The following is a 21,219-nucleotide window of genomic DNA, read 5'->3' as shown; positions in this document are numbered from 1 at the left end:
GCCCCCGCCGCCCCCCCCCCCCCCCCCCGCCCTGTGCTGCGTCAGGATCCGGGCCGGGCCGCGCGGCCCGCCCGGGCGCTCAGCGCCGACGTTGCCTGGAGTTCCAGTCGCGCATGCGCTGCGGGTAACCCGTGAAGTTCACGTCGTAGACCGGGAGCTCGAGCTGCTCGGCGAGCTTGCGCGCGGTCCTGGCGTCGGGGACCCGGCGACGCGTCCACTCCCCCGTGGTCGCGATCAGCATGAGGGTCGTGGGCGTGTCGTTCGTCGGTGGTTCGATGTACGCCTCGACCCCGACGCGGGTACGGGCGAAGTCGGCCAGGTGCTCGACCGTGGCCCGTCGCTGGTCGGCCGCGGACGGCGAGCCGGCGCCGCCCGACGACGTGGGACCGTTCGCGGGCTTGCGGGAGAAGAGCTGGGACAGCCTGGACATGGAGGCAGAGTACTTGCTCTGCCTGGAGCGGGCCTGAGATCGTCCGTCGGCCGGGTTCGTGTCGCGGACGGCGGTGTCGCCTGGCGGCCTGCGCGCACCGCCTGCCTGCGTCGGTCCGCCGACCACCCGAGGGCCCGACGGCGAGTCCCCGGCCCTCGTCGTTCCCGTCCGCACCTGTCTTGAGCGTCACACCACCGACCGTGCGTTCCGATTGGGGTACGGGTGCCCAAAGTGCCAAGATGTCACAAGAACTTTGCTCTCCCTCTTTTCGTATGCCCCTAAGGAGCTGCACGTGGCCGAGACCGGCACACCTTTCGACGTCGTCGTCCTGGGCGGAGGCAGCGGCGGTTACGCCACGGCGCTGCGCGCCGCCGAGCTCGGCCTCGACGTCGCCCTCGTCGAGGCGCACAAGCTGGGCGGGACCTGCCTGCACAACGGCTGCATCCCGACGAAGGCCCTGCTGCACGCCGCCGAGCTCGCCGACAACGCCCGCGAGGGCAGCGCGTACGGCGTCCTGAGCCAGCTGCAGGGCATCGACATGAACGGCGTGAACGCGTACAAGGACGGCGTCATCGCCGGTCTGTACAAGGGCCTGCAGGGCCTCATCAAGTCGCGCAAGATCACGGTGATCGAGGGCCACGGCACGCTCGTCGCCGCGGACACGGTCGAGGTCGCGGGCCAGCGCTACACGGGCAAGAACGTCGTGCTCGCCACGGGCTCCTACGCTCGCTCGCTCCCGGGCCTCGAGATCGGCGGCCGGGTCATCACGTCCGACCAGGCACTGAACCTGGACTACGTGCCCAAGAGCGCGATCGTCCTGGGCGGCGGCGTGATCGGCGTCGAGTTCGCGAGCGTCTGGAAGTCGTTCGGCGCCGACGTGCAGATCATCGAGGCGCTCCCGCACCTCGTCCCCAACGAGGACGAGTCGCTGTCGAAGGCCCTCGAGCGCGCGTTCCGCAAGCGCAGCATCGGCTTCACGCTGGGCGACCGGTTCTCGGGCGTGACCCAGGACGACTCGGGCGTGCACGTGACCCTCGAGTCCGGCAAGACGTTCGACGCGGACCTCCTCCTGGTCGCCGTCGGCCGGGGTCCCCGCACCGCGGACCTGGGCTACGAGGCGCAGGGCATCACCATGGACCGCGGCTTCGTGATCGTCGACGAGCGCCTGCACACGGGCGTCGGCAACATCTACGCGGCCGGCGACATCGTCCCCGGGCTCCAGCTCGCGCACCGCGGGTTCGCCCAGGGCATCTTCGTGGCCGAGCAGATCGCGGGCCTGAACCCGACGCCGATCGTCGAGTCGGGCATCCCCCGCGTGACGTACTGCGAGCCCGAGGTCGCGTCGGTCGGCCTGACCGAGGCCAAGGCCAAGGAGCTGCACGGCGCCGACGGCGTCGAGACGCTCGAGTACAACCTTGCCGGCAACGGCAAGAGCAAGATCCTCGGGACCACGGGCTTCGTCAAGCTCGTCCGCCAGAAGGACGGCCCCGTCGTCGGCGTGCACATGGTCGGCGCCCGCGTCGGCGAGCTCATCGGCGAAGGCCAGCTCATCGTGAACTGGGAGGCGTACCCCGAGGACGTCGCCGCCCTGGTCCACGCGCACCCCACGCAGAACGAGGCTCTCGGAGAGGCCCACCTGGCCCTCGCCGGCAAGCCGCTGCACGCCCACAACTGACCCAACGATCGAAGGAGACCCGAGAGGTCATGTCTGACAACGTGCAGATGCCCGCACTGGGCGAGTCCGTCACCGAGGGAACCGTCACCCGCTGGCTCAAGGCCGTCGGCGAGAGCGTCGAGATCGACGAGCCCCTGCTCGAGGTCTCGACCGACAAGGTCGACACCGAGATCCCCTCGCCGTTCGCCGGCGTGCTCGAGCAGATCCTCGTCCAGGAGGACGAGACCGTCGAGGTCGGCACCGACCTCGCCGTGATCGGTTCCGGCGCGGGCGCAGCCCCCGCTGCCCCCGAGGCGCCGGCCGCTCCCGCCGCCGAGGCCCCGGCACCGGCCGCTGCTCCGGCAGCTCCCGAGGCCCCCGCCGCCGAGGCTCCGGCCCCGGCAGCCCCCGCCGCAGAGGCGCCTGCCACCGAGGCGCCCGCCGCCTCGGGCGGCGAGGAGATCAAGCTCCCCGCGCTCGGCGAGTCCGTGACCGAGGGCACCGTGACCCGCTGGCTCAAGGCCGTCGGCGAGACCGTCGAGATCGACGAGCCCCTGCTCGAGGTCTCGACCGACAAGGTCGACACCGAGGTCCCGTCCCCCGTGGCCGGTACCGTCCAGCAGATCCTCGTCCAGGAGGACGAGACGGTCGAGGTCGGCACCGTGCTCGCGATCGTCGGCTCGGGCGCCGCGGCTCCCGCACCGGCTGCAGCAGCACCGGCACCCGCCGCCGCCCCGGCTCCCGCCCCCGCGGCACCGGCCGCTCCCGCAGCGCCGGCACCGGCTCCTGCTCCGGCTCCGGCTCCGGCTCCCGCCGCTACCCCGGCTCCGGCTCCCGCCGCAGCCCCGGCCCCCGCCGCTGCCGCCCCGGCCGCCCCGGCCGCTCCGGCGGCCCCGGCCTCGCGTGCCACCTCGGGCGCGACCGGTGGCTCCTACCTGACCCCGCTCGTGCGCAAGCTCGCCGCCGAGAAGGGTGTCGACGTCGCGTCCCTCACGGGCACGGGCGTCGGTGGCCGTATCCGCAAGGAGGACGTCCTCGAGGCGGCCGCCAAGGCGGAGGCTGCCAAGGCGACTCCTGCACCTGCCGCTGCTGCGCCGTCGGGCACCGCGCCCAAGGCCCCCAGCGTCCCGGCCGTCTCGCCGCTGCGCGGGACCACCGAGAAGATGTCGCGCCTGCGCAAGCTCGTCGCGACGCGCATGGTCGAGGCCCTGCAGACCCAGGCCCAGCTCACCACGGTGGTCGAGGTCGACGTGACCAAGGTCGCCAAGCTGCGCGCCAAGGCCAAGAACGACTTCAAGGCTCGCGAGGGCGCCAACCTCACGTTCCTGCCGTTCTTCACGCTCGCCGCGGTCGAGGCCCTCAAGGCCTACCCGAAGATCAACGCGAGCATCGACGGCGACTCGGTCGTCTACCACCCGCAGGAGAACGTCGGCATCGCGGTCGACACCGAGCGCGGCCTGGTCGTGCCGGTCATCAAGGACGCCGGTGACCTCAACCTCGCAGGGATCGCCCGCAAGATCGCCGACCTCGCCGGGCGCACCCGCATCAACAAGATCGGGCCGGACGAGCTGGGCGGCGCGACGTTCACGATCACGAACACCGGTTCCGGTGGCGCGCTGATCGACACGCCCATCGTCCCCGGCGGCCAGGTCGCGATCCTGGGCACGGGCACGATCGTCAAGCGTCCGGTCGTCGTGACCGACGCAGACGGCAACGAGTCGATCGCGATCCGTTCGATGAGCTACATCTTCCTGTCCTACGACCACCGCCTGGTCGACGGCGCGGATGCAGCCCGCTTCCTGGGTGCGATCAAGAACCGCATCGAGGAGGGCGCCTTCGAGTCCGAGGTCGGTCTCTGACCCTCGGAGCTCGCTGAGCCCACCACGACGGCGGCCCCTCGACCCTCACGGGTCGGGGGGCCGTCGTCGTGCTCGGGGCCCCAGGCACCGGACACGCCGGACGACGCGTGGCCCGAGCGGCGCAGGCAGGCCGCGCGGGCCGTACCGTGGTCGCATGGACATCGTCGTGGCCGGCTCGCACGGCCTGATCGGGACCGAGCTGCTCGAACGCCTGCGCGAGCGCGGGGACACCGTGCGCCGCCTGGTGCGCCGTCCTCCCCAGGCCGCGCACGAGGTCTTCTGGGACCCCGACGAGGACGCGCTGGACCCGCACGCGCTCGAGGGCGCGGACGCCGTGGTGAACTTCGCGGGCGCGGGGGTCGGCGACCACCGGTGGACGACCGAGTACAAGCGCACCATACTCGAGTCCCGGACCCGGACCGCAGGACTGCTCGCGCGCACGCTCGCGCACCTCGATGCTCCCCCGCCCGTGCTCCTGCAGGGCACCGCGGTGGGCTACTACGGGGACCGGGGTGCGGAGATCCTGACCGAGACCTCGGGCCCGGGCACGACGTTCCTCGCGCGCGTCGTCACCGAGTGGGAGGCCGCCACGGCCCCCGCGCAGGACGCGGGGGTGCGTGTGGCGCACCTGCGCACGGGGATCGTCCTGTCGCCCGACGGCGGCGCACTCTCGCGCATGCTGCCCCTCCTGCGGCTCGGCGTGGGGGGCCGTCTCGGGAGCGGTTCCCAGTACTGGAGCTGGATCACGCTGCGCGACCACGTCTCGGCCGTGCTGCACCTGCTCGACGCCGACGTGCACGGCCCCGTGAACCTGACGGGCCCCGCCCCGGCGACGAACACCGAGGTCACCCGCGCGCTCGCCCGGGCACTGCACCGTCCCGCAGCGCTGCCCGTGCCGTCCGTCGCGCTCAAGGTGGTGCTGGGCGAGTTCGCGTCCGACGTGCTGGGGTCCCAGCGCGCCCTGCCGCGCGTGCTGGAGGCGAGCGGCTTCAGGTTCGAGCACGACGACCTGGAGTCGGCAGCCCGCTGGGTCACGAGCGGCTGAGCACCTCTCAGCCGACCTCCCCGACGCGCCACGCGCCGTCGGCCCAGCGCAGCGTGAGCACCGCGACCTGAGGACTGGCCGCGGGGACCTGGGTCACCGCGCCGTCCGCGGTGCGCTGCGTGTGGGCGCCCACGACGTAGGTCACCTCGACGCTCGCCTCGTCCGGGCTGCCGGCGGGGCTGCCGGCGGCGCCGTCCGCGCCCACCGCGTCCGGCCTGCCGGAGGCCGTGCTCCGGGCGTCGAGGACCTCGGCCCGGGCCCCCTCGACGACGACACCAGCGCCCGTGATGCGCTCGAGCAGCTCGGCGTCGGCCTGCTCCGCGGGCGAGCCGGGCACCACGACCTCGGCGAGGGCTCGGTCTCCCGCCAACAGCTCGACCCTGCGCTCGGTGAGTTCGACCGCAGCGGCGAGCGGATCGTCGTGGCGACGGGTCGGGTCGGTGCCCGCTGCGACCCGGTCTTCCGCGCGAGGTCCGGCGACCGCTGGGTCCCGGACATCCGTGGCGGCCCCGGCCCAGGACCGCAAGGCCAGCCCACCTCCCGCCAGCGCTGCACAGAGCGTGAGCACGAGCACCGCGACGAGCACCGGGTGGCGCGGCCCGCGCGACCGGCCGCCGCGGTCCCGGCCCGGTCCGGTGCGTCCGCCCGTTCGGCCCCCGGTCGGCGGGGCCAGGCCCGCCGTTCCTTCAGCCCGGCCCCTGCCACCGGCCCGCGCCCGGGCCGCGGCGCGGGTGCCCGGTACGGGGTCACCGCCGTCGTGGCCCCTCGCCCGACGGGCGACGGGTCGAGGAGGGGCGCCCTCCTGGGAGACCGTGCCGCCTGCTGGAGCCCCGCTCCGAGGCCGTGGCCCCGGAGCATCCTCGGCGACCGCCCGGAGCGTTCCCCCCACGCCTCGGGGGCCAGGTCGTTCCGCGATGGCCGCGGCGGCCAGCCGCGCGGGGTCCGGGAGGACGATCGGGAGCGGCATCGCGGCCTCGTAGCAGAGCGCGGCGAAGGTCCCGGCCTCAGGGCGCCCGCGGGGGTCGGCGCGTTGGGCGGCGGCGAGCTCGGCGTGCAGCGCGGCGAGCGCCTCGTCGTTCCCCTCTCCCGGCCCGACGGCGCCGCGGGCTCCCGCGTGGAGCGTCGCCGGGGGCGGCACGAGCCCCGTGACGAGCGCGGCGAGCGCCCGGACGTCCTCCGCGGGGCTCCCGGTCGAGACCTCGAGCGGTGCGCGGAGCACCGCTCGACCGTCGGCGCCGACCGTCACGTCCTTCCGGTCGAGCGCTCCGTACGTCTGGCCGGCGACGTGGAGCGCCGCGAGCGCCTGCGCGAGCGGGACCACGAGGGTCACCGCCTCGCCCGCGCTCAAGGGTGCGCGGCACGCCAGGAGAAGGTCCAGGCTGGTCCCGAGCGAGCGTCGGGTCAGGACTCCGAGGTGCGCAGCGTCCCCCTCGACGACCTCGTCGATCGTGGCGAGGTGCTCGTGGTCGAGCGCACGCAGCACGCCCAGGCGCTCGACGACCTGCGCGCGCTCACCGGGCTCTGCGGGCACCGGCACGAGCGTCAGGTCGTCCTGGCGCCCGGCGCCGTCGACGACGACCCACACCGGGCGGTCGGCGCGCTGCGCGTCCCGGGACGGCCCGCTGCCGGAGACCTTCCAGCCCCGTCGCGCGAGCTGTGCGGCGAGCGCCGGCGGGAGTGGCGGTTCGTCGGGCCCGCCACACGTCCTCCCGGGTCGCCGAGGGCGTGACTCGCGGACGGGGCGTGCACTCGACATGCCCCTATCCCATCAGGGCGGGCCGACCGTCCCGACTTGTCCACAGGCCGAACCTGGCCGTCGGGCCGCAGAGGGCTCAGACGTCGAGGCGACGTCCGCTGCGCGCGCTCTCGCGTGCCACGTCCAGCACGTGTGCCGTCCGTACGGAGTCGGCCGGGTCGACCGGGACCGGCCCGCCCGTGAGCCACGCGCCCACCGCGCGGTAGAAGTCGGCGTGCCCACCTGGGGCGCGTGGCACGGGGGTCCGCTCGCGTCCGCGGGTGATCCATCCCTCGGTGCCCTCGGGAGCCGCGTCGTCGAACACCTCGAACGGCGAGTCGTCGTTCTCGAACGTGGTCACGACGTAGGCGCCCGCGGTGCCGAGCACGCGCGTGCGCGGTCCCGGCGCACCCACGACCGAGGCCGCCCAGAGCCGGCTCACGACCCCTCGCCCCTGGCGGCCCTCGTGGTGCAGGGTCAGGAAGACGTCGTCCTCGGTCGGGGTCGTCAGGGCGCGCAGCTCGGCGTAGACCGAGCGCACGGGTCCGAAGAGCCGGGTCGCCGAGTCCACGAGGTGCGGACCGAGGTCGAGCAGGAGGCCGCCGCCGACGGGGTCGTTCTCCTTCCACCTCTGCTGGGGAACAGGTCGCCACCGTTCCCACCGGCGCTCGAACGTGTGCACCTCGCCGAGCTCACCCGAGGCCAGGACCGCCTCGAGAGTGAGCTGCTCGGGGTCCCAGCGCCGGTTCTGGAAGACCGTGAAGGGCGTGCCCGCGGCGGCCGCGACCGCGACCACCTCGGCCGCCTGGGTGCCGTCGAGCGCGATCGGCTTGTCGAGCACGAACGGCACGCCGGCCGCGGAGACCTGTGCGGCGTGCTCTGCGTGCAGCCCCGACGGGCTCGCGATCACCACCACGTCGTAGGCGCCCCGGTCCGCCAGCAGCCCGGAGAGGTCGTCGTGCAGGTGCACCCCGGGCCAGTCCTGCTCCGCCTGGGTGCGACGGCCCGGGTCGCGCGCGACCACAGCGGTCACCCGGAGCCCCGCCTCGCGGGCGAGGCGGGCGTGGATGCCCCTGCCCGCGCCGCCGTACCCGACCAGCCCGACACGTGCGACGTGTTCCTGCGTGCTGCGTGCGCTCATGGCGACCAATCTAGCCGCCGTCCTGGAGCACCTCCGAAGACTGGCAGAATGTACCGAATCCTCCTGGAACTGTCGTTCTCGGCATGTGCCCGAGTTCGGGAAGGTCGTCCGTTGAGCACCAAGAGCCCCAAGAGCTCGAAGAGTCAGAAGAGTGCGCGGCTGCGCCGCGTCGTCCGCATCACCCTCATCGCCCTGGCGCTGGGCGTCGTCATCGCCAACGCGGTGAACCAACAGACGATCGAGGCCCACGAGGCACCCGCCTCGGGGACCGCGCTCGCGGCGCTCGTGACGCTCGACGTCAAGGGGCCCGCGGCCTCGACCGGGTACGAGCGCGAGAACTTCGGCTCTGCCTGGGCAGACGTCGACGGCAACGGCTGCGACACCCGCAACGACATCCTCGCGCGCGACCTCACCGACCTCACGTACTCGACGCGCGACAAGGCGTGCGAGATCCGGACGGGCACGTTCGACGACCCGTACACGGGCGAGGTGATCAGCTTCGTGCGAGGCACCAAGACCAGCTCGGCGGTCCAGATCGACCACGTGATCCCGCTCATGGACGCGTGGCGCAAGGGCGCGCAGTCCTGGGACGCCGAGACACGCCTGCGCTTCGCGAACGACCCTCTCAACCTGCTCGCGTCGGACGGCTCGGCCAACCAGTCGAAGGGGGCGCGGGACGCGTCGGCCTGGCTGCCGCCCAACAACGCGTTCCGCTGCACCTATGTCGCGCGGCAGATCGCGGTCAAGGTGACCTACGACCTGTGGGTCACCGCCGCCGAGCGCGACGCCATGGCCACGGTCCTGGACGGCTGCCCGTCGGAGCCGCTCCCCGTCGCCTCCTGAGGCTTCCGCACCGTGCAGGCCGTCCTGCACGGTGCGACCCCCTGGCTCGCGCCGACCCGGCAGCCCCGCGGCACTTCGCGACCTGCGGAAGGACCCGCAGTCACCTCACGCGGCACCACGAGCGGGTCCCGGGCGGCCGCCTGACGCGAGGCGACCGCCCGGGCCCGCGGCTCAGGGTGCGGCCCGGCGGAGGGAGCCCGGCCACCAGACGACGCGTCCGACGTCGTGCACCAGCGCCGGGACCAGCAGGCTGCGGACGATCAACGTGTCCACCAGGACACCGAACGCGACGATGAACGCGAGCTGCGCGAGGAAGAGCAGCGGGATCACCCCGAGCGCCGCGAACGTCGCGGCCAGGACGACGCCCGCCGACGTGATGACCGAGCCCGTGACCGCGAGCGCCCGCAGCGTGCCGCGGCGCGTGCCGATGATCCCGGACTCCTCGCGCACCCGCGTCATGAGGAAGATCGAGTAGTCGACGCCCAGCGCGACGAGGAAGCAGAACGCGTAGAGCGGGACGGTGGGGTCCGCGCCCGGGAAGTCGAGCACGTGGTTGAACACCAGGGCCGCGACGCCCAGGGCCGCGCCGAACGAGAGCACGTTGGCCGCCATGAGCAGGACCGGCGCGAGGATCGAGCGCAGGAGCAGCATGAGGATCAGGAGGATCACGACGAGCACGACCGGGACGATGACCCGCAGGTCGTGGTCGCCCGCGATCTGGGTGTCGAGCCGCTCGGCGCTCGCCCCGCCGACCAGCGCGTCGGGGGAGACCTCGTGCACCGCGTCGCGCAGCGCGGCGACGGTCGCGGTCGCGGCGTTGGTGTCGCTGGGGTCCTCGGTCACGACGTCGACACGGACGTCACCGTCGACCACCAGCGGCGGCCCCTGCGCGGGGGCGCCCGGGGCACCGCCCGTCCCGGCCTCGGTCACCGCTGCGGCCGACGCGACGCCGTCCGTCGCGGTCGCGGCCTGGAGCACGGCGTCGAGGTCCTCCTGGGGCGCGATGACGATCGCGGGCTGCACGCCCACTCCCCCGAAGTGCTCCTCGAGCGCCTGCTCCCCGTCGACCGAGTCGACCTGGGTGAGGAAGACGTCGGAGTCGCTCGTGCCCTCGGCCTGGAACGTGGGGACGAACGCCGCGCACCCTGCGAGCACGAGCGCCGTGACGATCCACACCGCGCGGTCGCGACGGCCCACGAAGCTCGCGACACGGGACCAGATCCCGTGCCCCGCGACGTGCACCTCGACGTCGTGGCTCGCGGCGAGCGCGACGTCGCGTGCGCCCTCGCCCGCGGGGGTGCTCGGAGCAGCACCCACGCCCGCGGGAGCAGTACCCTCCTCGGCCGCAGCCGGGTCGTAGGCGGGCTTCTGCGGCCAGAAGATGCCGCGCGACCGCTTGCCGCCGAGCACGAGCAGCGCGGGCAGGAACGTGAGCGCGGCCAGGAACGCGGCGGCGATGCCGATCGCCCCGACGGGGCCGAGGCTGCGGTTGGACCCCAGGTCGGACAGCAGCAGGCACAGCAGGCCCGCGATGACGGTCCCGGCCGAGGCGGCGATCGGCTCGATCGAGGCGCGCAGCGCCTTGCGGACCGCGGTGTACGGGTCGCGGACCACGCGCAGCTCCTCGCGATAGCGCGCCACGACGAGCAACGAGTAGTCGACCGCGGCTCCCACGACGAGGATCGAGAGGATGCCCTGGGCCTGCCCGTTGAGCGTGAGCGTGCCGGCGTCGGCCAGGAGGTAGACGACGAGCCCTGCGAGGCACAGCGCGAAGACCGCCGTGAGGATGACGATGAACGGCAGGACCGGCGAGCGGTAGACGATCGCGAGGATGATGAGCACGGCACCGAGCGCGACGAGCAGCAGCACCGTGTCGATCCCGCCGAACGCGTTGACCAGGTCGGCGACGAAGCCCGCGGGGCCCGTGACCCAGGCCTGCAGGCCCGAGTCGGCCAGGGCGGTCTCGAGCTCGGCGCGCACCTCGGCGATCACGACGTTGTTGACGCGCTCGTCGTCGGCCATGAGGTCCGACACCTGGGACGCGTCGAGCGACGCGACGATCATGGCCGCCTCGCCGTCCTGGGACGGCACGACGACGGGGTCGCCCGTGAGTGCGTCCCCGACGGTCTGCGGGTCCTCGGGCCCTGCGCCGGGGAGGGGGAGGCCGGGCAGGTCGGCGGCGACGTCCTGGAGGAGCTGGAGCTGCTCGGGCGTGATCGCTCCCCCGGCGGTGGGCACCGCGACGACGAGGGCAGGAAGGCTCTCGTCGGACACGAACGCCTGCGCCTTCTCGGCGGCCTGGGTCGACTCGGCGCTCGAGGGCAGGAAGGCGGCAGAGTCGTTGGTCTGCACCGTGCTGAGCTTGCCCTGCGCCTGCCCGCCGAGGGCACCGATGGCGAGCCATACTCCGAGTACTGCGACAATGACCAGGCCTCGGAGCACACCACTCCAGCGATTACTCAGCATGCTGAGTACTATTGACGACGGAGGTCTCAGAAGCAAGTGGACGCCAACCCCGTGAGCAGGGAACCGAAGGACTGGCCGACGGGCCGGCTCCTGTCGGCGGTGACCCGTCGCATCGAGCGCGAGTGGAACCACCACCTCGACGGCTGGGACCTCAACCACGCCTCGATGCCCGTCCTGCTGCACCTCCTCGCCGGCCCACGGACCCAGCGTCAGCTCGCGGCCGAGTCGCACATCACGGAGCAGACCATGAGCCGAGTCCTGGCACGCCTCGAGCGGTCCGGGTACATCACGCGCACGGACGACCCGTCGGACCGTCGCCGCCGCGCCGTGGCCATCACCCCCACCGGCCGCACCGCCGCGCTCGCGGCCGCGAGCCCCCGACCGGCCGAGGCGCTCAGCACCCGGGGGCTGACCGACGAACAGGTCGCCACGCTGCGTGAGATCCTCATCACGATGGTCGAGGCGCACCCCCGCCCCGGCGAGGACTAGCCTGACCGCATGCACTTCCGCACCGAGGGGCCCGGCCTGACCGACTACCAGGACGCCTGGGACCTCCAGCGCCAGGTGCACCAGGACGTCGTGGACGGCGCCGCACCGGACACCGTGATCCTCGTGGAGCACCCGAGCGTCTACACCGCGGGCCGGCGCACCAACAGGTCGGAGCGGCCCGACGACGGCACACCGGTCGTCGACGTCGACCGCGGCGGGAAGATCACGTGGCACGGTCCGGGCCAGCTCGTGGCCTACCCGGTCGTCCGTCTCGCCGAGCCCGTCGACGTGGTCGCCTACGTGCGCGCCCTCGAGGGCGCGGTCATGGACGTGTGCACGAGCCTCGGCGTCGAGACCTTCCGGGTCGAGGGGCGCAGCGGCGTCTGGCTCGCCGCGACACCTGCCCGGCGCGAGCGCAAGGTCTGCGCGATCGGGGTCCGCGTCGCACGCGGCGTGACCATGCACGGGCTCGCGCTCAACTGCTGCCCCGACCTCGGCGAGTTCTCCCGGATCGTGCCGTGCGGCATCAGCGACGCCGACGTCACCTCGCTCTCGCTCGAGACCGGCCGCCGGGTCACGCTCGACGAGGTCTCGCCCCTGCTCGTCACCGCCTTGCGCACGCACCTGGCGCCGTTGCTCGCGGAGCAGGTGGCGGCACCTCTCCCCTTCTCGGACGTTCGCCGCTAGAATAGGCCTCACCTCAAGGGAATCCTTGCGCAACCGGAGTACGGGTGGGTCGGTGCGCGGATCGGTTGACCCCTGAAGGACCCTCATGACACGCACTCCCAGCCCTCTCGCGCCCTCTCGGCGCGACCTCGAGCCCGCCGCTGTCGGCACGCTCGGCTCTCCCGCTCCGGCTCCTGACGACGTCGAGCCCCGCCGCGGAACCCTCGCCACGTACGGCGAGCTGCCCCGCCTGGCCGGCAAGGCCTTCCTCCCCATCGCCTTCCTGGCGCGGCTCCCGTTCTCGATGATCACGATCGGCACGCTGCTGCTGGTCAGCACGACCACGGGATCGCTCGCGCTCGGCGGGCTCGCGAGCGCAGCCGCCGCCGTCGGGACGGCGCTCGGCGGCCCCACCCAGGGGACCCTCGCGGACCGCATCGGACAGCGCACGGTGCTCCTCGTCGTCGTGCCCCTCAACGTCCTGGCCGTCCTGGGGCTCGTGCAGGCCGCGAGCGCCGGGGCTCCCTCGGCCGTGATCCTCGGCACCGCCGCGCTCGTGGGGGCGTTCGCCCCGCAGGTCGGGCCGCTCGCACGCGTGCGCTGGATCGCCATGACCCAGCACCGACCGCGGACCCTGCTCGCCGCGATGGGCTACGAGTCCACGGCCGACGAGATCGGGTTCGTGCTCGGCCCGGCGCTCGTGGGCATCCTCGCGAGCGTCTGGTCGCCCCAGGCGGCGATGCTCTTCGCCGCGGGCGTGTGCGCGGTGTTCGGGCTGGCGTTCGCGCTGCACCCCACCGCGACCCCCGGCGCACCCAAGCCCTCGCCGCAGGCCTCGGCCGCCGCCGGGCAGGACGCCCACGGCTCGTTCGCGGGGCTCCTGCGCAAGGTCCTGGTCCCCGTGCTCGGCATGCTCGCCATGGGCATGCTCTTCGGCAGCACCCAGACGGCCGTCACGTCGTTCATGCGTGACGCGGGCTCCGAGTCGCAGGCGGGCCTCGTCTACGCCGTGCTCGGTTTCGGCTCCGCGATCACGGCCCTGGCCGTCGTGGCGCTGCCGGCCCGCTTCGGTGCGCGCTCGCGCTGGGTGGCGTTCGCGTCGGGGCTGACCGTCGCGGCCGTCCTGACGTTCGTCGCGGGCGGCAGCGGGTCGCTCGGCACCCTCATCGGTGCGCTCGCGCTCCTGGGCCTGTTCGTGGGCCCCGTCATGGTCACGATCTTCACGGTCGGCGGGGACCTGAGCCCCACGAGCCGCAGCGGTGCCGCCATGACGATGCTCGCGAGCGCGAACGTCGTCGGCGTGGCGATCGGCGCGAGCGTCGGCGGCCAGGTCGCCGAGGGGGTCGGGACCGCGGCCGCGTTCGCGCTGCCCGCGGTCGCCGCGGTGCTGCTCGTGGTCACGGGACTGTCGCTCAGGTCACGTCCGGCACCCGTGGACGCCCCGGCGCCCTCCGGGGCTCCTGGCGTACGCTGACTTTCACCCGATACCGGGCACGACTCCAGGGGGCCACCGCCCACCACGGACTGGGAGAGACCGCGTGACGATCGCACCTGAAGGGCGGCGCATGCTGCGGGTCGAGGCCCGCAACGCTGCGACACCCATCGAGAAGAAGCCCGAGTGGATCAAGACCCGGGCGACCATGGGACCCGAGTACACCGAGCTCAAGGGCCTGGTGCGCAAGGAGGGCCTGCACACGGTCTGCGAGGAGGCGGGCTGTCCCAACATCTTCGAGTGCTGGGAGGACCGCGAGGCCACGTTCCTCATCGGCGGCGACCAGTGCACGCGGCGGTGCGACTTCTGCCAGATCGACACGGGCAAGCCCGCCGACTTCGACGCGGACGAGCCGCGCCGCGTCGCCGAGTCGGTCCAGGCCATGGGTCTGCGCTACTCGACCATCACGGGCGTCGCCCGCGACGACCTGGCCGACGGCGGTGCGTGGCTCTACGCGGAGACCGTCCGCCAGATCCACGCGCTCAACCCCGGCACGGGCGTCGAGCTCCTCATCCCGGACTTCAACGCGATCCCCGAGCTGCTGGACGCGGTCAACGAGTCGCGCCCCGAGGTGCTCGCGCACAACGTGGAGACCGTGCCGCGCATCTTCAAGGAGATCCGCCCGGGCTTCCGGTACGACCGCTCCCTGTCGGTCATCACGCGGGCCCGCGAGGCCGGCCTGGTGACCAAGTCCAACATCATCCTCGGCATGGGCGAGACGATCGACGAGGCGAAGGAGGCCCTGCAGGACCTCCACGACGCGGGCTGCGACCTCATCACCATCACGCAGTACCTGCGCCCGTCGCTGCGCCACCACCCGGTCGCGCGCTGGGTCAAGCCCGAGGAGTTCGTCGAGCTCTCCGACGAGGCCGAGCGCATCGGCTTCCTCGGCGTGATGTCCGGCCCGCTCGTGCGGTCGTCGTACCGCGCGGGCCGGCTGTGGGGCCAGGCCATGAAGCGTCGCGGCATGGAGATCCCTGCCGCGCTCTCGCACCTGGCCGAGCCGCGCACGTCCCGCCAGGAGGCGGCGAGTCTGCTGGCCCGCTGACCTCCGCAGGACCGTTCGGCACCGCTCGACCGCGGACCGGTCCCCGCCCCCGATCCCTCGCCGACGTGCGAGAGAATCGTGGGGCGGGGTCCGGCTCGCCGCCGTCCTCGCCCCTTCACCGGAGCACTCTCCGCCACCACTAGACTGAGGCACCATGGCCCGCAACAAGAGCACCGACCCCTCGACCGGGGTCGACGGCACCAAGCCGAAGAAGCAGAAGAAGCAGCGCTGGTATCACCAGGTCTGGGACGCGTACAAGATGACGCGCACCGAGGACCCGGCGGTCACCTGGATCATGCTCGCCGTGTTCGTCGGCATCCTCGCCGTCGCGATCGGGATCGGGCTGGCGTGGGGTCCCTGGGTCTACACGCTCATCGTGGGTCTGCCGTTCGCGTTCCTCGGCTCGCTGTTCGTCCTGACCCGTCGCGCCGAGACCGCCGCCTACAGCCGGATCGACGGCCAGCCCGGCGCAGCCCGCGCCGCGCTCGGCACGATCCGCCGCGGCTGGACCTTCGACGACGAGCCCGTCGCCCTGAACCCGCAGCAGGACCTCGTGTTCCGTGGCATCGGTCGCGCCGGCGTGGTCCTGGTCGGAGAGGGCCCCGCGCACCGCGTGAGCAAGCTGCTCGACGCCGAGAAGCGTCGCATCACGCGCGTGCTGCCGAACGTCCCGGTCACCACGATCCAGTGCGGCAACGGCGAGGACCAGGTGCCTCTCAAGAAGCTCGCCCGCACGGTCCAGAAGCTGCGTCCGACGCTCACCAAGCCGGAGGTGGCGGAGGTCAGCAAGCGCCTGCGCGCGCTGGGTGGCGCCAAGCTCCCCATCCCCAAGGGGATCGACCCGACGCGCGCACGCCCCGACCGCAAGGGCATGCGCGGGCGCTGAGCCTGCGCACAACCGCACCGGCAGCCCGTCGACAGCCCGTCTGTCGGCGGGCTGTCCGCGTCCTGGGACCCTCAGCGACACCCTGCGCCGACGACGCCGGAGGAGAACGGTGAGCGACCCGTACTGGAACCACAGCACCCACTACCACCCTGGGCTCGCACGGCTCGTGACCCCCGGGACACGAACGGCCCTGGACGTCGGGTGCGGCGAGGGGCTCCTGACCCGCCGCCTGCGGGCGGCCGGTGCGCAGCACGTCCTGGGGGTGGACCTCGACCCGGACCAGGTGGGGCGAGCGCGGGCCGCAGCGGGCGGCCCGCCCGAGGCGACCGGGCTCGACTACGTCGCGGGCGACGTCCTCGCCCCGCTGCCCGGGCTCGCCGAGCCGTTCGACCTCGTCACGACGGTCGCGACGCTGCACCACCTCCCGCTCGACGAGGGGCTGCGGAGGCTGCGCGAGCTGGTCGCGCCGGGAGGCACGCTCGCGGTCGTGGGGCTGACACGGCCGCGCACGGCCTGGGACCGCACGGTCAGCGCGGCCGCGATCCCCGCGGCCAGGATCGCCCGACGGCGCCGCGGCGAGTGGGAGCACGGCTCACCGATCGCCGAGGTCACCACGAGCCACGCCGAGCTGCACGCGGCTGCTCGCGTGATCCTGCCGGGGGCGCGCCTGCGCCGACGCCTCTACTGGCGGTACACGCTCGTGTGGCGCGCGCCCGCGAGGAGCGCGGACCAGTCAGGCGCGGACGATGACCGTGCCCGCGGCCTTGTCGTGCATGCCGCGGCCGTCGCCGTCCCAGACCACGGCCGGGATGACCAGGCACAGCAGGGCCGTCCGCACGAACCCGCGCCACAGGCCGACCATGCGACCTTCGCCGCCCAGGACCCGCACCTGCAGGCCCATGACCCGGTGACCGACCGTGTAGCCGAGCGTGCTCACCAGGAGCAGGTTCTCGACCGCGAACACGCCGAGCGTCGCCATCGAGTTCGCGTCGAACACCAGGTAGCTGATGAGCATGCTCAGTAGCCAGTCGATGCACAGCGCGACGACCCTGCGGCCGAGCGTCGCCATCGAGCCGGGACCGTCGGGCGGCAGGCCGAGGCGGCCGCCTCGGCCGTCCTCCCCACCGGTCGGCGTACCCTCGAGCCAGGAACCCACATCTTCACGCGACACCACGGCCCCAGCCTACGTGTCGGCGAGCGAGGTTCCGGCGCCTGACCGGCTTGTCCTGGTTCGGGGTCCCCCACCACGCATCGTCGCGCCGATGTCACACGGCAGGGCGCTGTGTAACACGGACGAAACATTCGGTACACGGTGGGGAAACTCCCGGGGCCTAGGTTCGAGGCGCCACTGGAGGTACGGCCAGAGGACCCACTACCAAGGAGTTACGGATGTTCAAGAACGCGGAGGAGGCAATCGCCTTCACCCGGAACGAGGACGTCGAGTTCGTCGACGTCCGGTTCTGCGACCTGCCGGGCGTCATGCAGCACTTCAACATCCCGATCTCGCAGTTCGCCGAGTCCGCCTTCACGGACGGCATGATGTTCGACGGGTCCTCGATCCGCGGCTTCCAGGCGATCCACGAGTCGGACATGAAGCTCATCCCTGACGTCACGACCGCCTACATCGACCCGTTCCGCAAGCGCAAGACGCTCATCGTGAACTTCTCGATCGTGGACCCCTTCACCGACGAGGCGTACTCCCGCGACCCGCGCAACGTGGCCTTCAAGGCCGAGGCGTACCTGCGCAGCACCGGCATCGCCGACACCGCGTTCTTCGCCCCCGAGGCCGAGTTCTACATCTTCGACGACGTCCGGTTCAAGACGAGCCAGAACGAGTCGTACTACCACCTCGACTCCAAGGAAGCGGCCTGGAACACGGGCCGCGTCGAGGAGGGTGGCAACCTCGGCTACAAGACCCGCTACAAGGGTGGCTACTTCCCCGTCTCCCCCAACGACCAGATGGCGGACCTGCGCGACGAGATGTGCGCCGTCCTCGACCAGGTCGGCCTGGACGTCGAGCGCGCGCACCACGAGGTGGGCACCGCCGGCCAGCAGGAGATCAACTACCGCTTCTCGACGCTGACCGCAGCGGCCGACGACCTGATGAAGTTCAAGTACGTCATCAAGAACGTCGCCTGGGAGGCCGGCAAGTCCGCGACCTTCATGCCGAAGCCGATCTTCGGTGACAACGGTTCGGGCATGCACTCGCACCAGTCGCTCTGGAAGGACGGCGAGCCCCTCTTCTACGACGAGAAGGGCTACGGCGGCCTCTCCGACCTCGCTCGCTGGTACATCGGCGGCCTCCTCAAGCACGCTCCCGCGCTGCTCGCGTTCACCAACCCGTCGGTCAACTCCTACCGTCGCCTGGTGCCCGGCTACGAGGCCCCCGTCAACCTGGTCTACTCGGCGCGCAACCGCTCCGCGTGCATCCGTATCCCCGTGACGGGCAACAACCCCAAGGCGAAGCGCGTCGAGTTCCGCGTCCCGGACCCGACGGCCAACCCCTACCTGGCGTTCGCGGCGCAGCTGCTCGCGGGCATCGACGGCATCAAGAACCGCATCGAGCCGCCGGAGCCGGTCGACAAGGACCTGTACGAGCTGCCCCCCGAGGAGCACGCCGCGATCCAGCAGGTGCCCGCCTCGCTCGAGGAGGCCCTGTCCGCCCTCGAGGCCGACCACGACTTCCTGACCGTCGGGGACGTCTTCACCCCCGACCTCATCGAGACGTGGATCGCGTACAAGCGCGAGCACGAGGTGGACCCGATCCGTCTGCGCCCGCACCCGCACGAGTTCGAGCTCTACTACGACCTCTGATCGTCGGTGCTCGTGGTGGTAGTCGCGAGCTCCTGACCTGCAGTGATGGCACCCCGGCCGCCCGACGTGGCGACCGGGGTGCCACACTTTTGCCACACGATCGGCTGACGCCACATCTCACCCGGTCGGCGACTGCACCAGGGCACGGGACCGGCACCGTCCCCGCCATGCACCCCCGGACCACTCCCCTGCCCCCGGTCGACCTCAGCGATCCCGTCTGGACGATCGAGCACGTCCAACGCGTCCTGCGCCTGGGACTGCGCGCCACCCGCACGGCCGTCAGCACCACCGGCTTCCCCGCCGCGTTCCGCCTCAACGCTTCCCCCACGGCTCGGCTGTACTGGCTCCGCGAAGACGTGCTCGCCTACTTCGCGACCCTCGCCTCCCAGGCACAACCCGCCGTACCGACCGTCCAGGTCGAGGCCCGCACCAGGCCCGTCACCGCGGCCCGCCAGGCCCGCCCGGCGCCTGCCGTCGGACGAAGTGCTCACAGGTCGCGCGCGCCAATGACGCGTGAAGCCGCACTCGCTGAGATCGCCGCAGGACACCAGCGATGAACACCACCCGAACCCGCAGCACCGGAAGCCGGATCGGCAACGGCCACGTCACCCTGTACTCGCCGACCGACCGGCGCCCCTACTATCGACTGGACTACGTCGACCGCGACGGACGCCGATGTCAACGCAGCGTGAGCCGCGATCCGGTCCACGCCCTTACCGAAGCGAAGAACATCGACGACGCCCTGTCCAGGCAGCATGGCCAGGCTGGACACCGCACCCTCGGAGACCTCGCCGCGGACTACACCTCCACCGCCCGCGGGCGCATGCGCACCCCCCAGGGGCGCGCGACTGGCAGGGACTGGCAGCCCACCCAGCACGACGACGTCCGACGAATCATGCGTCGGGCCGTCGAAGAGGTCCACCAGGTCCAGGCCTGGGACCTCGACCGAGAAACCATCGACACCATGCGCACCGCGTGCGGCACGTTCGGACAGGTGCAACAGATGACCTCCACCGTGCGAAACTTCCTGCGTTGGTGCGAAGAGCAGGGCGCCCTGAGCGCCGAACAGGTCGCACTCCTGCCCGCCGTGAACGCGACGATCCTCGCGCCGCGATTCCCGCAACCCGAGGCGCGCCCCGCCCGAGCTCGCCTCTCACGCTTGCAGGGACAGTCCCCCGACTTCGTCGGTGAGGAAGACTGTCCCTCCCGCAACGACGTCCAATCCTTGGCCCGCGCCTTGCAGGCAGCGGTCTCCTGGGGTGAGCTGGCCGTCCACACTGCTGTGGGCACCGGCCTGCGCGTGGGCGAACAGTTTCAGCTGACCGCCGACGACATACAGTGCACCAAGGGCGAGACCTTCGTCCGGGTCGACTGGCAATGGTCAACGGTCCCGGGGCGGCGAGCTGCGCCCAAGCACCGCAAGCGCCGCGTGATCCCGGTATGCGTGCTTACCCGCGATGGCTATCAGCTCGAACGAGAGCTCATCGCACGCGCTCACGCGGCGCGCGCCGAGCAGCGCGCTGGCACCAACCCCGACGCGTTGCTCTTTCCGGCACCGGCCGGCGGCATGTGGTGGGCGTCGGGACTGCTCACCAAGCTCCTGATCCCGGCCATGAAGTCCGCAGGATGGAACTACGTCACCGTGCACGAGGAACGTGTCCTGAAGAACGGGCTGCGCAAGAGCGTCGACGTGACACAGATGAACCGAACCTGGCACTCTCTGCGCCATCGGTTCGCTAGAGACATGATCGACCACTTCCGCCTACGGGAAGGGGCGCTGATGGCTATCGGCGGTTGGGAGAACCTCGGGGTCGTGCAGGCGCGGTACTACCGGACCGGGGCCGAGCATCTTACGGAAGCAACCCGGTCGCTCCGGGGAGCACCGGGCGGAGGGTCGCTCCCGCTCAGCGAGACGGACCCGAGGGACGAGGTCTGGCCCCGGGCCGTCAGACTCCAGCCGATGCTGCCACCGAGGACATTCATGCATCTGACTCAGGTGTGAACGGGTCGCCCTAGCAGGGCCTCAATGGCCAGGTCGCACCCGTCCGAACGCGCCACCGTCGTGAGCCTCCTGGCGTGATGTGACGGTCCGTCACCCGGTGTGGACCGGGCCGCCTGGAACCAGGCCGTACACACTCTCGGCGTCCGCAATAGCGCTCCACGCTGACCGTCGTGTGCGATGCGTGCGCGCCAACCAGACGGCGGCACCGTCAGTGCCATGCACGCAGATGACAGGCTGGCGCTGGCGAGGGCCGTGGCACGTGCGCCCCGTGCCCGGATCGTCTCCGCAGACAACAGCGCATCCGACCAGGTTCCGCTCACCGACGCCCTCACGTCGGGGCGAGCGTACTTCGTGGTACCAAGGGCGGAACTCATGGCTATCGACGTGGACCTGCCCAGTGACCCGGTACGTGCCGCTGACATTCTTGCGAGCTTCGATCGATTGATCGATGCAGCCGTTAAGCATGGCGTGTCCCGTCTCGTTCTACCATCGGGTCGCCGAGGACACTCCCACGGCTACTTCGTCGTAGGAACGGGCCCGGCGCGTACAAGACTCGAGCATTGGTGCAAGGGGGGACTGCCCCGGATTCGGTTGACTCCTGACCTGTGAGGACTGTGGTCCTTGCTGGAAGGATGTTCATCGTGCCTAA

General features: G+C 72.1%; 18 protein-coding genes and 1 pseudogene. 13 read left to right on the top strand and 6 right to left on the bottom strand.

Annotated features, from left to right (window positions below; genetic code table 11):
* Nucleotides 1-79 precede the first annotated feature (79 nt).
* A complete protein-coding gene (locus tag H9641_RS18360; protein WP_191805855.1) occupies nt 80-430 on the bottom strand; it encodes an oxidoreductase in 351 nt (116 codons plus the stop codon).
* A 292-nt stretch (nt 431-722) separates the two neighbouring features.
* Between H9641_RS18360 and lpdA the strand changes: the two genes are divergently transcribed.
* From lpdA to H9641_RS18345, 3 genes are all read left to right on the top strand, one after another.
* Entirely contained in the window at nt 723-2,105 is a 1,383-nt protein-coding gene (gene lpdA / locus H9641_RS18355; RefSeq protein WP_191805854.1) for a dihydrolipoyl dehydrogenase, read from the top strand.
* Between the two features lie 29 nt (nt 2,106-2,134).
* A complete protein-coding gene (gene sucB, locus H9641_RS18350) occupies nt 2,135-3,943 on the top strand; it encodes a 2-oxoglutarate dehydrogenase, E2 component, dihydrolipoamide succinyltransferase (protein ID WP_191805853.1) in 1,809 nt (602 codons plus the stop codon).
* Nucleotides 3,944-4,097: 154 nt separating this feature from the next.
* Complete coding sequence (locus tag H9641_RS18345) at nt 4,098-4,988, top strand: TIGR01777 family oxidoreductase (protein ID WP_191805852.1); 891 nt, start codon at nt 4,098-4,100, stop codon at nt 4,986-4,988.
* Between the two features lie 7 nt (nt 4,989-4,995).
* On the opposite strand, the gene H9641_RS18340 is transcribed toward H9641_RS18345, so the two are convergent.
* Nucleotides 4,996-6,744: a protein kinase family protein gene (locus H9641_RS18340; protein WP_191805851.1), complete on the bottom strand. Its 1,749-nt coding sequence runs from the start codon at nt 6,742-6,744 to the stop codon at nt 4,996-4,998.
* Between the two features lie 76 nt (nt 6,745-6,820).
* Nucleotides 6,821-7,864, bottom strand: coding sequence for a Gfo/Idh/MocA family protein (locus tag H9641_RS18335; protein WP_191805850.1), 1,044 nt, complete (start codon nt 7,862-7,864; stop codon nt 6,821-6,823).
* A gap of 111 nt (nt 7,865-7,975) precedes the next feature.
* On the opposite strand from H9641_RS18335, the gene H9641_RS18330 reads away from it, so the two are divergent.
* Entirely contained in the window at nt 7,976-8,707 is a 732-nt protein-coding gene (locus H9641_RS18330) for an HNH endonuclease family protein (RefSeq protein WP_225220695.1), read from the top strand.
* A gap of 171 nt (nt 8,708-8,878) precedes the next feature.
* On the opposite strand, the gene H9641_RS18325 is transcribed toward H9641_RS18330, so the two are convergent.
* Nucleotides 8,879-11,173, bottom strand: a complete 2,295-nt coding sequence (locus H9641_RS18325; RefSeq protein ID WP_191805848.1) for an MMPL family transporter — start codon at nt 11,171-11,173, stop codon at nt 8,879-8,881.
* A 51-nt stretch (nt 11,174-11,224) separates the two neighbouring features.
* Here H9641_RS18325 and H9641_RS18320 point away from each other — a divergent pair, with 51 nt between their 5' ends.
* From H9641_RS18320 to H9641_RS20950, 6 genes and pseudogenes are all read left to right on the top strand, one after another.
* On the top strand, nt 11,225-11,662 hold the full coding sequence (locus tag H9641_RS18320; protein ID WP_318244684.1) for a MarR family winged helix-turn-helix transcriptional regulator: 438 nt from the start codon (nt 11,225-11,227) through the stop codon (nt 11,660-11,662).
* A 9-nt stretch (nt 11,663-11,671) separates the two neighbouring features.
* Entirely contained in the window at nt 11,672-12,349 is a 678-nt protein-coding gene (gene lipB / locus H9641_RS18315; protein WP_191805846.1) for a lipoyl(octanoyl) transferase LipB, read from the top strand.
* A gap of 85 nt (nt 12,350-12,434) precedes the next feature.
* Nucleotides 12,435-13,802 carry an MFS transporter gene (locus tag H9641_RS18310; RefSeq protein ID WP_191805845.1) on the top strand — a complete coding sequence of 456 codons (1,368 nt, stop codon included), beginning with the start codon at nt 12,435-12,437 and terminating at the stop codon, nt 13,800-13,802.
* Nucleotides 13,803-13,866: 64 nt separating this feature from the next.
* Nucleotides 13,867-14,868: a lipoyl synthase gene (lipA, locus tag H9641_RS18305; protein ID WP_191805844.1), complete on the top strand. Its 1,002-nt coding sequence runs from the start codon at nt 13,867-13,869 to the stop codon at nt 14,866-14,868.
* Between the two features lie 154 nt (nt 14,869-15,022).
* Complete coding sequence (locus H9641_RS18300) at nt 15,023-15,754, top strand: DUF4191 domain-containing protein (RefSeq protein ID WP_191805843.1); 732 nt, start codon at nt 15,023-15,025, stop codon at nt 15,752-15,754.
* Nucleotides 15,675-16,196: pseudogene (locus H9641_RS20950) on the top strand (class I SAM-dependent methyltransferase); the annotation flags it as partial. The gene H9641_RS18300 and the pseudogene H9641_RS20950, both read left to right, overlap by 80 nt.
* Here H9641_RS20950 and H9641_RS20525 read toward each other — a convergent pair.
* Both H9641_RS20525 and H9641_RS18290 read right to left on the bottom strand, forming a co-directional pair.
* Nucleotides 16,091-16,366, bottom strand: coding sequence for a hypothetical protein (locus H9641_RS20525; protein ID WP_263600617.1), 276 nt, complete (start codon nt 16,364-16,366; stop codon nt 16,091-16,093). The pseudogene H9641_RS20950 and the gene H9641_RS20525 sit on opposite strands and share 106 nt — an antisense overlap.
* 121 nt (nt 16,367-16,487) lie before the next feature.
* A complete protein-coding gene (locus H9641_RS18290; RefSeq protein ID WP_191805842.1) occupies nt 16,488-16,928 on the bottom strand; it encodes an RDD family protein in 441 nt (146 codons plus the stop codon).
* 215 nt (nt 16,929-17,143) lie between these two features.
* On the opposite strand from H9641_RS18290, the gene glnA reads away from it, so the two are divergent.
* From glnA to H9641_RS18275, 3 genes are all read left to right on the top strand, one after another.
* Entirely contained in the window at nt 17,144-18,568 is a 1,425-nt protein-coding gene (gene glnA, locus H9641_RS18285) for a type I glutamate--ammonia ligase (RefSeq protein WP_191805841.1), read from the top strand.
* 167 nt (nt 18,569-18,735) lie between these two features.
* Entirely contained in the window at nt 18,736-19,125 is a 390-nt protein-coding gene (locus H9641_RS18280) for a hypothetical protein (RefSeq protein WP_191805840.1), read from the top strand.
* Entirely contained in the window at nt 19,122-20,570 is a 1,449-nt protein-coding gene (locus tag H9641_RS18275; RefSeq protein ID WP_191805839.1) for a tyrosine-type recombinase/integrase, read from the top strand. Before H9641_RS18280 ends, H9641_RS18275 begins: the two co-directional genes overlap by 4 nt.
* Nucleotides 20,571-21,219: the final 649 nt, after the last annotated feature.

Source organism: Oerskovia merdavium (assembly GCF_014836755.1).
Classification (GTDB): Bacteria; Actinomycetota; Actinomycetes; order Actinomycetales; family Cellulomonadaceae; genus Oerskovia; species Oerskovia merdavium.
The sequence above is the reverse complement of the archived record's forward strand: the minus strand, read 5'-3'. Positions and strand labels throughout refer to the sequence as shown.